Raw genomic sequence first — 12,846 nt, forward strand, 5'->3', positions numbered from 1 at the left:
CACCCCTTCACTTATTGTACCCCTGGTAAAATGGTTAAAATTTTATCATTCGCATTTAAAATAGCTTCTGTACCTAAAGGTATAGCAAAATGAGGCTCACAATGTCCTATTTTAAAGCCCTTTACAACTGGTACATTTAAAGCACCTAAATAGTGAGTTAACACTTCCTCTAGCGACAATGATACTTTTCTCTTTTTCGGCTCTGTATTACTAAAATCGCCTACAATAAAGCCTGCTGCATCTTGTAATTTACCAGCTTGTCGCAACTGATTTAGCATACAATCGATTTTATAAGGCTCTTCATCTACATCCTCGATTAATAGAATTTTCCCTCTCGTATCGACATCAAATTCTGTTCCTAGTCCGTTTGATAAAAGACTTAAATTACCACCTGTAATTTCTCCTTTTGCCACTCCTGCGACCATTGTTTCTAATGGTGAGTAATCCTCTGTATACTGTAACTCCATTGGTTGAAAAAGTTGTTTGAACATTTGACCAGATTTTTCACGGAATGTAGGTCTACCAACATCAGAAGCTAACATTGGGCCATGAAAGGTAATGAAATTAGAGTACTTTCCTATCGCTGTATGTAAAAATGTAATATCCGAATAACCCCAGAAGATTTTAGGATTATTAGCAAGGAGCTGAAAATCAATTTTATCTGTAAAACGTGCTGAGCCGTAACCGCCACCAGCACAAATGATGCCAGCAATTGTAGGGTCCGCGAACATAGTATGTAGGTCATTTAGCCGTTGTTCATCTGTTCCTGCTAGATAACCATAAATATTCTCTACAGATGAACCAAATTTATATTGCAAACCTAGCCCTTCAAGAAATGCGAGTGAGTGTTGTAGGCTTTCCAGGTTTGGTGGACTTGATGGAGCTATAATCCCAATCGTGTCACCTTTTTGAAGTCTCATAGGTCTATTTTTCATCATCATTTCCTCCCTTTCTAAAATAAATCAAGGAACGTAACATATACATTCTTTCATTTATTAAAGAAAGTGCAGTGCCAATAATAGGCACCGCTACTTTTTAATTTTTGTCTGCCCATTTCAGTTCCGTATAACCAACTGGGTGACGAACAATACCAGATATATTAGATTTCTCTAATGACACTTGGTTATAAAAATATAGTGGTACAATAGGTGCTTCGTCTATTAATACACGCTCTGCATCTTGTAGAGTTTCCCATCGTTTTGCTGCATCTGTTTCTTGTTTAGCAGATTTAATCAAGCTATCAAACTTTTTGTTTGACCATGCTGTACGGTTCATAGGAGAACCTGTAATAAAACTTTCAAGTGCATTGATTGGATCTGCATAATCATATAAGAATGATGAACGAGATGTTTGATGCTTCAATTCTTTTTGTTCAGCTAAAAATACACTAGCTTCTACGTTTTGAAGTTTTGCATCTACACCTAGCGCTTCTTTAAATTGACTTTGTAGCGCCACCGCAATATTTTGGTGTTCTGGGCTTGTTGAATAAGTTAATGTCACTTTAGGAAGCTTAGACCAACCTTCTTCTTTCATACCTTCTTTTAATAATTTCTTTGCCTCTTCTTTATCTAAAGACACTAAATCTCCAACTGATTCTCGGAATTCTTTACCGTCTGGACCTTTAAAGCCATATGTTACGAAACCATGCGCTGCTTTCTCACCATTTTTCGTTACATATTGCACGATATTTTCTTGGTCTACTGCTTTAGCAAAAGCTTGGCGAATTTTTTTGTTTGTAAATGGCTTTTTCTCTACATTAAATCGATAGAAGTATATGCCTGCTTGGTCTTCTACATGTAACTCTTTATCGTTCTTTAACTGTTCAGCTAGCTCAGCTGGTACACTCGATACATCTAGCTCATCTGATTTGTACATTTGATATTCAGTATTCGTATCATTCACCATTGCCCAATCAACTTTATCAAGCTTTACAATGTCTTTATCCCAATACTGATCATTCTTTTTGAATACGAATTTTACATCATGCTCCCATTCTGATAAATTGAATGGTCCATTACCGACAAATGAATCTGCTTCTGCAAACCATTTTGGATTTTCCGTTGCAACTTTCTCATTCACCGGGAAGAAGCTTGGATTAGTAATTATGCTCAAGAACGCATCAGTTGGTGCATTCAGCTTCACTTCAAATGTCTTATCATCAATTGCCTTGATAGCTACTTCCTCCGCTTTACCTTCTCCAGTGTTATATGCTTCAGCGCCATCAATTGGATAAGCTAAGAATGCTGCTGGTGATGCTGTTTCTGGATCAAGCATATGTAGCCATCCAAAAACAAAGTCTCCCGCTGTGACTGCATCCCCATTTGACCATTTAGCTCCATCTCGAATTGTAAAAGTATAAGTTAATCCATCATCAGAAACAGTATACTTTTCAGCTGTTGCTTCTACAGGTTGATCTTTGTCATTAAAGCGAACTAAACCTTCCATCAAGTTATTTAATGCATTCCAAGAAACTGCATTAAAACCGACAGACGGATCGAAAGAAGTTGGTTCACTACCGTTATTTAAGTAAAGGACTTTTTCCTTGGCATCTCCCCCACCATCAGTGGATGACGGTTCTTTGCCTGCATCTTTATTTGCCGTACAAGCGGATAAAACAATTGCAAATACTGCTACGAATAAAACTGTTAACCACTTTTTCATAAATAATCCCCCTTTAACTCTTTTGTGAAATATATTAAGCACAATGTGCCTCTCACCATTTTCAGTTAAATAAACCCTTAGCACGCTCATCTTGTAACCAACAATCTACCTTATGCTTCTCAGATAGCGATGTTGCCACTGGATATACAAGATTACATACTTCCATCGCATATGGACATCTTGCTGTAAAAGCACAGCCTGCTGGTGGTGCAAATAAATCTGGTGGTGTTCCTTCAATTGGCTCTAATTCTTCCTCTACTAAATCTAGTCTAGGGACTGAATTTAATAATCCTTTTGTATAAGGGTGTGTTGGTTCATAAAAAATTTCTCGCTTCGTACCTATTTCAATAATCTTGCCTGCATACATTACTGCAATCCGATCAGCTATTTTCGCAACCACACCCAAGTCATGTGTTATTAAGATAATGGAGACGCCTGTTTTCTTTTGAATCTCTTCAAACAGTTCTAAAATTTGCGCTTGAATAGTTACATCTAAGGCTGTTGTTGGTTCATCAGCTATTAATAAGGTAGGTTCACATATTAATGCAATTGCTATAACAATTCTCTGCCTCATACCACCAGAAAACTGATGGGGGTACTGATTTAAACGTTCACTAGGATTTGATATTCCTACAAGTAGTAACATTTCAATAGCCTTAGTTTTAGCTTCTACCCTACTTATCTTATGATGCGTACGTAGCCCCTCAGTCAATTGTTCTCCAATTGTCATCGTTGGATTTAATGCAGTCATTGGATCCTGAAAAATCATCGACACATCTAGCCCTTGAATTTTACGAAGGTCAGATTTTTTAAAAGAAGTTAAATCTTTTCCTTTAAAGACAACCTTGCCGTTTGTAATTTTCCCGGGAGGTTGTGGGATTAATCCCATAATCGCATTTGATGTAACGCTTTTACCACAACCAGATTCTCCTACAATGGCAAGTGTCTCACCTTTATGCAAATCAAATGTGACGCCCCTTACAGCTTGAACTACACCGCCAAATGTAGTAAAAGTCACTTGTAAATCTTCCACTTGTAAGATTTTTTCTTCCATTCTCTCTTTTCCCTCGAATGTTGGCTTCCCCGTAGATTTGTTGTGTAGCACTTGTTCACGTAACATCCCACTCACCCCCTTAGTTTTGGATCAAGTGCATCTTGTAGCCCATCACCAAGAACATTAAATGCAAACATCGTTAATGAAATAAAAAATGCTGGGAAAAACAATCTCCACCAATGTCCCGATAAAATAACCGGTAAGGCATCGTTTGCCATTACACCCCAGCTGGCAAATGGCGCACTAATACCTAAGCCTAGAAAGCTTAGAAAGGCTTCTGCAAAAATTGCACTCGGCACTGTCAGTGTCATTTGTACAATAATTGGTCCCATAGTATTTGGTAACAAATTTTTTCGTATGATGCGTGAAGTCTTAGCCCCAAAGGACTTAGAAGCTGTTACAAATTCATAATTTTTCAATTGCAACACTTGGCCACGTACAATACGTGCCATTCCTACCCACCCTGTAATTGTTAAGGCAACAATGATTGTCGTTAAGCTGGAACCCATTACGACCATCAACAAAATAACTACTAGTAAATGTGGAAGACCATATAAAACTTCAATGATACGCATCATAATTAAATCCACTTTGCCACCCTTATAACCGCTAATACCGCCATAAATAATACCTATAAAAAAGTCTATAAGTGCTGCCATCAAACCTACAAACAAAGAAATTCGGGCGCCGTACCATGTTCTTGTAAACACATCTCGCCCTGCTTCATCCGTTCCAAACCAATGCGTCATAGAAGGCGCTTTATTTTGACTAGGGTAATCAGTTGCTGTAACTAAATACGGAGAAAATATCGGAACAAATATAGCCATAATGGCAAGGAATATTAAAAAAAACATCCCTAACATTGCTAGCTTATTCTTTTTTAACTTACGCCAAGCATCTGCCCAATACGATAATGATGGCCTTACAACCATTTCAGCCTTTTCCAAATTCTTCGCTTTAGGCTTAAACCACTCGTCTTTTATTTCAACTTCTTTTAAATTAGTCATGATGATTCACCTTCTTTTTTGTGCAATTTAATACGCGGATCTAATATGCCATATACAATATCGACTAGGAATAGCATGAATACTAAAAATGCACTATAAAAAACAGTTGAACCCATAATAACGGGATAGTCACGATTATTAATACTTTCAACGAAGTATTTTCCCATACCTGGAATTGCAAATATACGTTCAATAACAAAAGTACCCGTTAAAATTCCAGCTAACATCGTTCCCATAATTGTCACGACAGGCATCATGGCATTTCGTAGTGCATGCCGGATAATAATTCTAGACGGTTTCAAACCTTTTGCTCTCGCCATCTTTATATAATCTTGTGTCAGTACCTCTAACATGCTAGAGCGAGTAAGTCTTGCAATAATCGCCATAGGTCCTGTTGCTAATGCTAAAGTAGGCAAAATCATATGAAGCGGGCTTTGCCAAGTTGCAGCGGGTAACCACTTCAGTTCACCTGCAAAAATTTGAATAAGTAAAGTTGCTAAAATAAAGTTAGGAATAGAAATACCTATAACCGCAAAAGTCATCGCAAGATAATCAATTATTCCGTTATGCCGGAGTGCTGCTAAAGTGCCTAATGTTACCCCTGATAAAACCGCAACTAGTATCGTTATGATCCCTAGCTCAAATGAAATAGGGAATCCCCTGGCCAATAAGCTATTAACTGAGTCATTTGGTTTCTTAATCGAAGGACCAAAATCGAACGTAACAATAGCCTTTAAATAGTTCGCATATTGCACCGGCAATGGTTGATCTAGCTTATAGTATTTTTCTAGATTTTCTTGAATTGTAGGATTTGAAGTACGATCATCATCAAATGGCGACCCTGGAATTGCATGCATTAAAAAAAACGTCAATGTCGCAATAAGCAACACTGTTAAAACCATCATGAAGAAGCGCTTTATAATATATTGAATCATTCAAACCCTCCTCCTTGTCAGCAATACCGTGTTTGGTATGCCAACTCTGCCATTACAAGCATTGCTTTATATGCTTCTAGAATATCTTTTGCCTTAAACTCTACCATTGTTGTTCCTTCAATGATTCTCGTTCCTGGCATTAATGCAGCCCATTCGGCTTGGCCATAATTTGTGAATTCAATCCGTAATGTTGGTGTAGCAGGTGGTACAAGTGGTTTAATTGAATCTTTTTTTGCAATCGCTTCAGCCGTTTTTTCAGCTAACAACGCTCGTGCTTTTTTAGGATGTAATGTCTTCACAGCCGATCTTGAAATTGATTCTTTTACTGCTGCAGTTACAACACCAGGAATAAGTGCCTCAATCTCACGACAAGCACAATCATCACCAGCTAGGAAAATAACTGGTACCCCAAAATAACCAGCCACATATGAATTAAAGCCAATTTCGCCAATTTCCACATCATCAATGAAAATTGTTCGAATACTAAATGTCATTGAATGGCTCATTACTCCAGGTTGCCCTGCTCTCGCATGATATCCTGCAAACATTACACCATCAAATGTTTCATCCACGTTTTGAACCATTGAGAGAGGCTTTAAATCTCCTGTGATCAAATCTGCATCCTCATGCAATTCTTCAACTAACAGATTATTCATTTTGGAATGGCTATCGTTTACTAGCACTTCTCTCGCTCCACTTTTAAAAGCAGCTCCTATTATCGCATTGGCTTCATCTGTCATAATTTTTCTAGAGTGTTCATAATTATTTTCTGATTGAGATACAAACGTGTAATCTGGTAAACCCGTAATCCCTTCCATGTCTACTGATAAAAAATACTTCATTCTACCACCCCTATCATTTTTATAATATTCTGATAATATTATAAAAATACATTAACAGAAATTTACTTTAATATCAATTATTTATAAATTAGTACATTTACTTTTTCATTCCATTAATACATGGATATACTAATAGAAATAAATAAAAAAACTCACCTCTATGAGAGATGAGTTACTTAGAAAATGTTTTTTGTTTAAAGTGAATTTAATTAACTAGAAGTTATTGTATTATAAGGTAACGATTGAAGAGTATACCTAAAAGCATTGAATTTATCTACTTGTATGCTATCACTGAACACCAGGTAAAATAGCTAAATGCTTACGATCTGCATCTAAAATTGCATCCACACCTAATGGAATTGCTACATTTGGTTCGCAATGTCCAATTTTGAAACCTTTCACTACTGGTTTACCTAAATTGCCAAAATAATGAGCAAACACTTCATCTATCGTGAGTGAATCTACGTAATCTCTAGGTTCTGCGTTTGTAAATTCTCCGATAATAACACCTGCTACTTCGTCTAGCTTACGTGTTAGCTTTAACTGATTGAGTAGACCATCAATTTGAGCTGGCTCTAAACCAATATCTTCAATGAGCAATATCTTTCCTTTAGTATCGATTTCATACTTAGTACCAATACTGCTGACAATTAGAGTTAGATTTCCTCCTGTTAGTTCCCCTCTTACAGCCCCACCAGACACTGTTGTAAGTGTAGAGATATTCTCTTCATAGTGAATCTCAGCTGGTTCAAACAACTGCTTAAACATATGCTTAGAACGTTCTGCTACATCTTCTCGCCCCATACTTGATAAAGTTGGACCGTGGAAAGTTACAATATCAGAATACAAACCAAAAGCGGTATGTAAATACGTAATATCTGAAAATCCCCAGAAGATTTTAGGATTTTCCTCTAGTAATTGATAATCAATGCGCTCTGCAAGACGCGCAGCACCGTACCCACCACTAGCACAGAAAATAGCAGCAATATTAGGATCTTCAATCATTTCGTGTAGATCCAATAAACGATCCTCATCAGTTCCTGCCAAATAACCATTCTTCAGTTGTACAGACTTTCCAATTACATATTTCAAGCCAAGCTCCTCTAAAAAAGCAAATGACTTTGTTAAATTTTCTAAATTTGGTGGACTAGCAGGCGCAATAATCCCAACCGTATCCCCAACTTGCAATCTCTTTGGTCGTATTTTCATTTCTTAAAACTCCTAATAATATATTCTGTTTCTTATCTCTACTTTATCAAACTCTATATATGAAAAGCGAATAAAGAAGCATTCCTTGATTTACTTATTCTCGATGTATTATAAGTCTGCTGGAAGTACACTTTAATCAAGTTACAATATAATACTTTTATTCCATTGAGAACTGTTAACATCAGAACTTCTACCATTTAGTAAATTGCTAGGGGGTCTATATGTAGAAATGCACAAAAAAAGAGGAGCACTCTTTTAGCCCCTCTCTCTTCTAAACATCTATTTCTTAAAATGTTACCGGAACCTTCTCAAATTCCTCATTACTCGCTATCATAAATTTAATTATAATTCCACATGCACCCCTGCTCTATTCGAAATGGCCTTATCATACAAATATTTAGCAACAACGATATCCGCAATCGCAAGACCCACAGATTTAAAAACGGTAATTTCCTCATCATTTTCTCTACCTGGCCGCTCCCCACTTACCACTTTTCCAAGTTCTGCATGAATACCAGTTTCAGAAAATACTCCTTCTTGAATCGGCATATGTAAATCTCCTGTTTCTTCCAGATCTGCGTCTTTTGCTTCTACAATAACTTTATGTGCTGAAGCAATTGCACTTGACGGTAATTCCTGCATCGTTGGACGGAATGAGCCCACCGCGTTTACGTGCGTACCTGGTTTCAATGCTTCGGTGAAGACCGGGATTGTCGAGCTCGTTGCAGTCACTAAAATATCTGCTTTTCGTACCACTTCATTAGGATTAGCACAAAGAACTGTTTTCACTTTAAACTTTTCTTCTAAGAATTGAGCAAACTCTTTTGCTTTTGAATCACTACGATTAAATAAATAAATTTCTTCAATATCTCTTGCAGCTAAAACTGCTTCACACAAACCTTTTGCTTGCTCACCAGTTCCAATAACACCTAATACTTTCGCATTCTCACGTGCAAAAAACTTTGTCGCAACACCTGATAAAGCACCTGTCCGAATAAGAGTTAAAAAAGAGCCTTCAAGCAAAGCTAACGGTTCACCAGTTTCAATATCGGATAATAAAACGACACCCTGAATGGTTTTGCCAGTTTTCTTATTATCGGGAACAACTGTTACATATTTAACACCCATTGTTTGCAACTCTTTGGCAACGGAAGGCATGACAAGTCCTGTATTTGCTAGGCCACTCCTTTTTTCTTTAACGTTACGAAACTATCAAATCTCTTCCAATAAAAATCCTCTTGGTAAAGTGTCTCTTGGATCAACTAAAAATTGGTGGAAACCTGTCAAGAAAGCTTCTCCTGTAACTTTTGGAATGACCGCTTCATACCCCGCTACATTGCTAATCGATAGAATCTCTCCAATGAATTGGCCGTCTGTGATGCTTTCGTGAACAAAGCTTCCCTGTTCTTCCAATTCACCATGTGCATAAAGGCTCGCTAGTCTTGCGCACGTCCCTGTACCGCAAGGTGAGCGGTCGATTTGTTCATCTGCAAAAATTGTCACATTGCGCAAATCTGCATTCTCTCCTACTGGATCATCTGAGAAAATAACACCATAAATGCCACTAAGACCACTTTCAAGTGGATGAACTACATCCATTTTATCTTCTATATATCGTTTGATTTTTGTTCCCCATTTTTGAATTGCAGGTAAATCTTTAGTATTTACTTTCAAGCCCATCTCTTTGCTTTTAACAACTGCGTAGAAAGCACCTCCAAATGAGATATCAACATTGAATTCAAAACCATCAATACTTACAGGCATATCCTTTTCCAATACAAATGACGGGACATTTTCGAAAGAAACCGCTTCCACAATAGAACCATTGCATTTTGCATAAGCTACTATTTCACCTGCTGGACTATCGATGATAAATTTCTGATTTTCTTCTGTCACGATGAAACGACCTGTTTCTATACCCATCGTGATTACACCAACAATTCCATGTCCACACATCGTGCTCCAACCTTCATTGTGCATAAACAGTACTCCAAAATCTGCATGAGGGCTTGCAGGGGGCGTAATAATACATCCATACATACCGTGATGCCCCCTCGGTTCAAGCATCAGTACTTCTCTTATGTAGTCAAGATGTTCCATGCAATAAGCACGTCTTTCCAATTGAGTATCACCTTTTATCTCAGGTAGCCCATCCGTTATAATTCGTAATGGTTCGCCTGCAACATGTACATCTACTGTTGTATATACTTTTTTAATGATCATTTAAATCTCTCCAATCCAATTTTTAATATATTATTTCAAAATGACTTATAAAAAGAGACTCTAGTTATTTAATTACATATGTTTTATAATTTAAGTGAAAGTTCAATATATTTGAAGCATTACTTAAATTACAATAACCTAACATTAGATTAGAGTTAATATTCTGTCAACTTTATTTTTTAAAATATATAAAGATGTATACTTTACATAAATTGAGATGAGGTATTGTTATGGACAAAACAATTGGAGATAAAATTAAAAGCCTAAGAAAAGAAAGAAAATTAACCCTTAAAGAAATTGCAGACAAGACTGATCTATCCATCAGTTTTCTATCACAAGTTGAGCGTATGAAATCATCTCTAACACTGGAATCACTTAAGAAAATATCCGAAGTACTTCAAGTAAATCCTAGTTATTTTTTCAACACAGAAACAGAACAAAAGCAGCCTACTGTCATTCGGGGAAATAATAGCAGTGCGGATATGACGGTCAACCAATTCATATACAAGGACCTGTCCGTCAATCATACAGGCCTTGGCTTTAACCCACTTCTTATAATTCTAAATCCTGGAGAAAACAAGGGGAATCAGTTTACTCATCCCGGAAAAGAATTTCTATATGTTTTAGATGGCAAGCTGACCGTACAAATAAATGATGAAGAATATCATTTAAACGAACATGACTCCATTATCATCGACTCTAGTAGTCCACATTATTGGTTGAATATTACAAGTACACCTGTTAAATTTTTATGTGTTTCTTCAGAATAAAAGTCAATAAATCCTGATCTTGTTTCTATAACTACTACTATAAAAAAAGAGTAGAGAAACTCTTTTTAGTTTTCTCCCTCTTCTTTAAGTTCATAAAACATTGCAGAAACCCGCTGCGCCTTTATAGTTAACATTGAACTAATGTGCTTCTATAATGTCTTGTGCCTTAAATCCCACTATTGTTAATCCATCAATTATGAACTTTGTTAATTTACTAAAAGTCATTGCTGTTGATTAAATTCACTTCTCTATTCGCAGAACGAAATTTAAACAACAAAAAAAGACCCTAGTAACTTGTACTAGAATCTTTTATATAAACCTTGATACCGGTGGTCGGGGTCGAACCGACACTCTCGAAAGAACACGATTTTGAGTCGTGCGCGTCTGCCAATTCCGCCACACCGGCATAATATTATTATAAAACATATGTAGTTAATTTAAAAATAATTGGAGGCGGCAACCGGATTTGAACCGGTGGTAGAGGTGTTGCAGACCTGTGCCTTACCACTTGGCTATGCCGCCGTAAATAGAAAATGGAGCGGAAGACGAGGTTCGAACTCGCGACCCCCACCTTGGCAAGGTGGTGTTCTACCACTGAACTACTTCCGCAAATTTAACTGGGGTACCTGGATTCGAACCAGGGCATGACGGAATCAAAATCCGTTGCCTTACCGCTTGGCTATACCCCAATAATATGGGGCGACTGATGGGAATCGAACCCACGAATGCCTGAACCACAATCAGGTGCGTTAACCACTTCGCCACAACCGCCATAATATTATTATTATATCTAAATTATTTTATTTTTAAAATTAAATGGGGCGACTGATGGGAATCGAACCCACGAATGCCTGAACCACAATCAGGTGCGTTAACCACTTCGCCACAACCGCCATTATATAATTTAAATTGGCAGGGGCAGTAGGAATCGAACCCACATCAAAGGTTTTGGAGACCTCTATTCTACCGTTAAACTATGCCCCTAAAATAAAAAAATGGTGGAGGGGGACGGATTCGAACCGCCGAACCCGAAGGAGCGGATTTACAGTCCGCCGCGTTTAGCCTCTTCGCTACCCCTCCAGAAAAACATGGTGCCGGCGAAAGGAGTCGAACCCTCGACCTACTGATTACAAGTCAGTTGCTCTACCAACTGAGCTACACCGGCATTATTATGGTGGGTCAGGACGGAATCGAACCGCCGACACTTAGAGCTTCAATCTAATGCTCTACCAACTGAGCTACTGACCCATAATAATTTAATATTCTTTTTTAAAAAAATGGCGGTCCGGACGGGACTCGAACCCGCGACCTCCTGCGTGACAGGCAGGCATTCTAACCAACTGAACTACCGGACCATTTGGTTGCGGGGACAGGATTTGAACCTGTGACCTTCGGGTTATGAGCCCGACGAGCTACCGAACTGCTCCACCCCGCGATAATGGTATTATTAATTTAAATGGTGGAGGATGACGGGATCGAACCGCCGACCCCCTGCTTGTAAGGCAGGTGCTCTCCCAGCTGAGCTAATCCTCCGTATAATGTTATAAATGGTGACCCCTACGGGATTCGAACCCGTGTTACCGCCGTGAAAGGGCGGTGTCTTAACCGCTTGACCAAGGGGCCATTTAATAAATTAGAATGTGTATGGCGGAGAGCAAGGGATTTGAACCCTTGAGACAAGGTTACTCGCCTACACGATTTCCAATCGTGCTCCTTCGGCCACTCGGACAGCTCTCCAAAAATGGCTCCGAAGGTAGGACTCGAACCTACGACCGTCCGGTTAACAGCCGGATGCTCTACCACTGAGCTACTTCGGAATAATATGATCGCCTAGCAACGTCCTACTCTCACAGGGGGAAACCCCCAACTACCATCGGCGCTAAAGAGCTTAACTTCCGTGTTCGGCATGGGAACGGGTGTGACCTCTTTGCCATCATCACTAGACTATTGTATTACCTAAGGACAAGAATAATTATATCATCTTTTTTAAAGATTAGCAAGTGTTTTTTGCTATTTTAGAAAAGTTTTTTATTATTCTCTCAAAACTGGATAAATTACATTGAAGTTAGTTAAGTAAAATTTGGTTAAGTCCTCGATCTATTAGTATTCGTCAGCTCCGTATGTCGCCACACTTCCACCTCGAAC

General features: G+C 38.2%; 9 protein-coding genes, 16 tRNA genes, 1 rRNA gene and 1 pseudogene. 1 reads left to right on the plus strand and 26 read right to left on the minus strand.

What is annotated here, in order from left to right; all coding sequences use genetic code 11:
- Positions 1 to 11: 11 nt before the first annotated feature.
- The 9 genes and pseudogenes from AMD00_RS20050 to AMD00_RS20090 all read right to left on the minus strand — a co-directional run bounded on the left by AMD00_RS20050 (position 12) and on the right by AMD00_RS20090 (position 9,931).
- On the minus strand, positions 12 to 935 hold the full coding sequence (locus AMD00_RS20050) for a S66 peptidase family protein (RefSeq protein ID WP_053418791.1): 924 nt from the start codon (positions 933 to 935) through the stop codon (positions 12 to 14).
- A gap of 100 nt (positions 936 to 1,035) precedes the next feature.
- Positions 1,036 to 2,661, minus strand: a complete 1,626-nt coding sequence (locus tag AMD00_RS20055) for a peptide ABC transporter substrate-binding protein (protein ID WP_053418792.1) — start codon at positions 2,659 to 2,661, stop codon at positions 1,036 to 1,038.
- A gap of 61 nt (positions 2,662 to 2,722) precedes the next feature.
- On the minus strand, positions 2,723 to 3,715 hold the full coding sequence (locus AMD00_RS20060; RefSeq protein ID WP_053418980.1) for an ABC transporter ATP-binding protein: 993 nt from the start codon (positions 3,713 to 3,715) through the stop codon (positions 2,723 to 2,725).
- A gap of 71 nt (positions 3,716 to 3,786) precedes the next feature.
- Positions 3,787 to 4,722, minus strand: a complete 936-nt coding sequence (locus tag AMD00_RS20065) for an ABC transporter permease (RefSeq protein ID WP_053418793.1) — start codon at positions 4,720 to 4,722, stop codon at positions 3,787 to 3,789.
- Positions 4,719 to 5,657, minus strand: coding sequence for an ABC transporter permease (locus tag AMD00_RS20070; RefSeq protein ID WP_053418794.1), 939 nt, complete (start codon positions 5,655 to 5,657; stop codon positions 4,719 to 4,721). Before AMD00_RS20070 ends, AMD00_RS20065 begins: the two co-directional genes overlap by 4 nt.
- 17 nt (positions 5,658 to 5,674) lie before the next feature.
- Entirely contained in the window at positions 5,675 to 6,499 is an 825-nt protein-coding gene (locus tag AMD00_RS20075; protein WP_053418795.1) for a M55 family metallopeptidase, read from the minus strand.
- Positions 6,500 to 6,787: 288 nt separating this feature from the next.
- Positions 6,788 to 7,708 (minus strand): S66 peptidase family protein, encoded by a 921-nt coding sequence (locus AMD00_RS20080; protein WP_053418796.1) that lies wholly within the window; start codon positions 7,706 to 7,708, stop codon positions 6,788 to 6,790.
- Between the two features lie 342 nt (positions 7,709 to 8,050).
- A pseudogene (locus AMD00_RS20085) lies at positions 8,051 to 8,881 on the minus strand (NAD(P)-binding domain-containing protein); the annotation flags it as partial.
- A gap of 39 nt (positions 8,882 to 8,920) precedes the next feature.
- Positions 8,921 to 9,931, minus strand: a complete 1,011-nt coding sequence (locus AMD00_RS20090; protein ID WP_053418798.1) for a proline racemase family protein — start codon at positions 9,929 to 9,931, stop codon at positions 8,921 to 8,923.
- A gap of 230 nt (positions 9,932 to 10,161) precedes the next feature.
- Here AMD00_RS20090 and AMD00_RS20095 point away from each other — a divergent pair, with 230 nt between their 5' ends.
- On the plus strand, positions 10,162 to 10,701 hold the full coding sequence (locus AMD00_RS20095; protein ID WP_053418799.1) for a helix-turn-helix domain-containing protein: 540 nt from the start codon (positions 10,162 to 10,164) through the stop codon (positions 10,699 to 10,701).
- 324 nt (positions 10,702 to 11,025) lie between these two features.
- On the opposite strand, the gene AMD00_RS20100 is transcribed toward AMD00_RS20095, so the two are convergent.
- The 17 genes from AMD00_RS20100 to rrf form a co-directional block, all read right to left on the minus strand.
- Positions 11,026 to 11,107: transfer RNA gene (locus AMD00_RS20100), tRNA-Leu, on the minus strand.
- Positions 11,108 to 11,149: 42 nt separating this feature from the next.
- Positions 11,150 to 11,223, minus strand: a tRNA-Cys gene (locus AMD00_RS20105).
- 12 nt (positions 11,224 to 11,235) lie between these two features.
- Positions 11,236 to 11,310, minus strand: a tRNA-Gly gene (locus tag AMD00_RS20110).
- A gap of 8 nt (positions 11,311 to 11,318) precedes the next feature.
- Positions 11,319 to 11,390 (minus strand) — tRNA-Gln (locus AMD00_RS20115).
- Between the two features lie 6 nt (positions 11,391 to 11,396).
- Positions 11,397 to 11,472 (minus strand) — tRNA-His (locus tag AMD00_RS20120).
- 46 nt (positions 11,473 to 11,518) lie between these two features.
- Positions 11,519 to 11,594: transfer RNA gene (locus AMD00_RS20125), tRNA-His, on the minus strand.
- Positions 11,595 to 11,611: 17 nt separating this feature from the next.
- Positions 11,612 to 11,685: transfer RNA gene (locus tag AMD00_RS20130), tRNA-Trp, on the minus strand.
- 12 nt (positions 11,686 to 11,697) lie between these two features.
- A tRNA-Tyr gene (locus AMD00_RS20135) sits at positions 11,698 to 11,781 on the minus strand.
- Between the two features lie 9 nt (positions 11,782 to 11,790).
- Positions 11,791 to 11,866: transfer RNA gene (locus tag AMD00_RS20140), tRNA-Thr, on the minus strand.
- A 7-nt stretch (positions 11,867 to 11,873) separates the two neighbouring features.
- Positions 11,874 to 11,949 (minus strand) — tRNA-Phe (locus AMD00_RS20145).
- 30 nt (positions 11,950 to 11,979) lie between these two features.
- A tRNA-Asp gene (locus AMD00_RS20150) sits at positions 11,980 to 12,056 on the minus strand.
- 3 nt (positions 12,057 to 12,059) lie between these two features.
- Positions 12,060 to 12,136, minus strand: a tRNA-Met gene (locus AMD00_RS20155).
- Between the two features lie 22 nt (positions 12,137 to 12,158).
- A tRNA-Val gene (locus AMD00_RS20160) sits at positions 12,159 to 12,234 on the minus strand.
- 15 nt (positions 12,235 to 12,249) lie between these two features.
- Positions 12,250 to 12,324: transfer RNA gene (locus AMD00_RS20165), tRNA-Glu, on the minus strand.
- Positions 12,325 to 12,346: 22 nt separating this feature from the next.
- Positions 12,347 to 12,438 (minus strand) — tRNA-Ser (locus AMD00_RS20170).
- A gap of 5 nt (positions 12,439 to 12,443) precedes the next feature.
- A tRNA-Asn gene (locus AMD00_RS20175) sits at positions 12,444 to 12,518 on the minus strand.
- A gap of 11 nt (positions 12,519 to 12,529) precedes the next feature.
- Positions 12,530 to 12,645 (minus strand): 5S ribosomal RNA (rrf, locus tag AMD00_RS20180).
- Between the last annotated feature and the right edge of the window lie 201 nt (positions 12,646 to 12,846).

This window comes from Viridibacillus arvi (genome assembly GCF_001274945.1).
GTDB classification, from domain to species: Bacteria; Bacillota; Bacilli; order Bacillales_A; family Planococcaceae; genus Viridibacillus; species Viridibacillus arvi.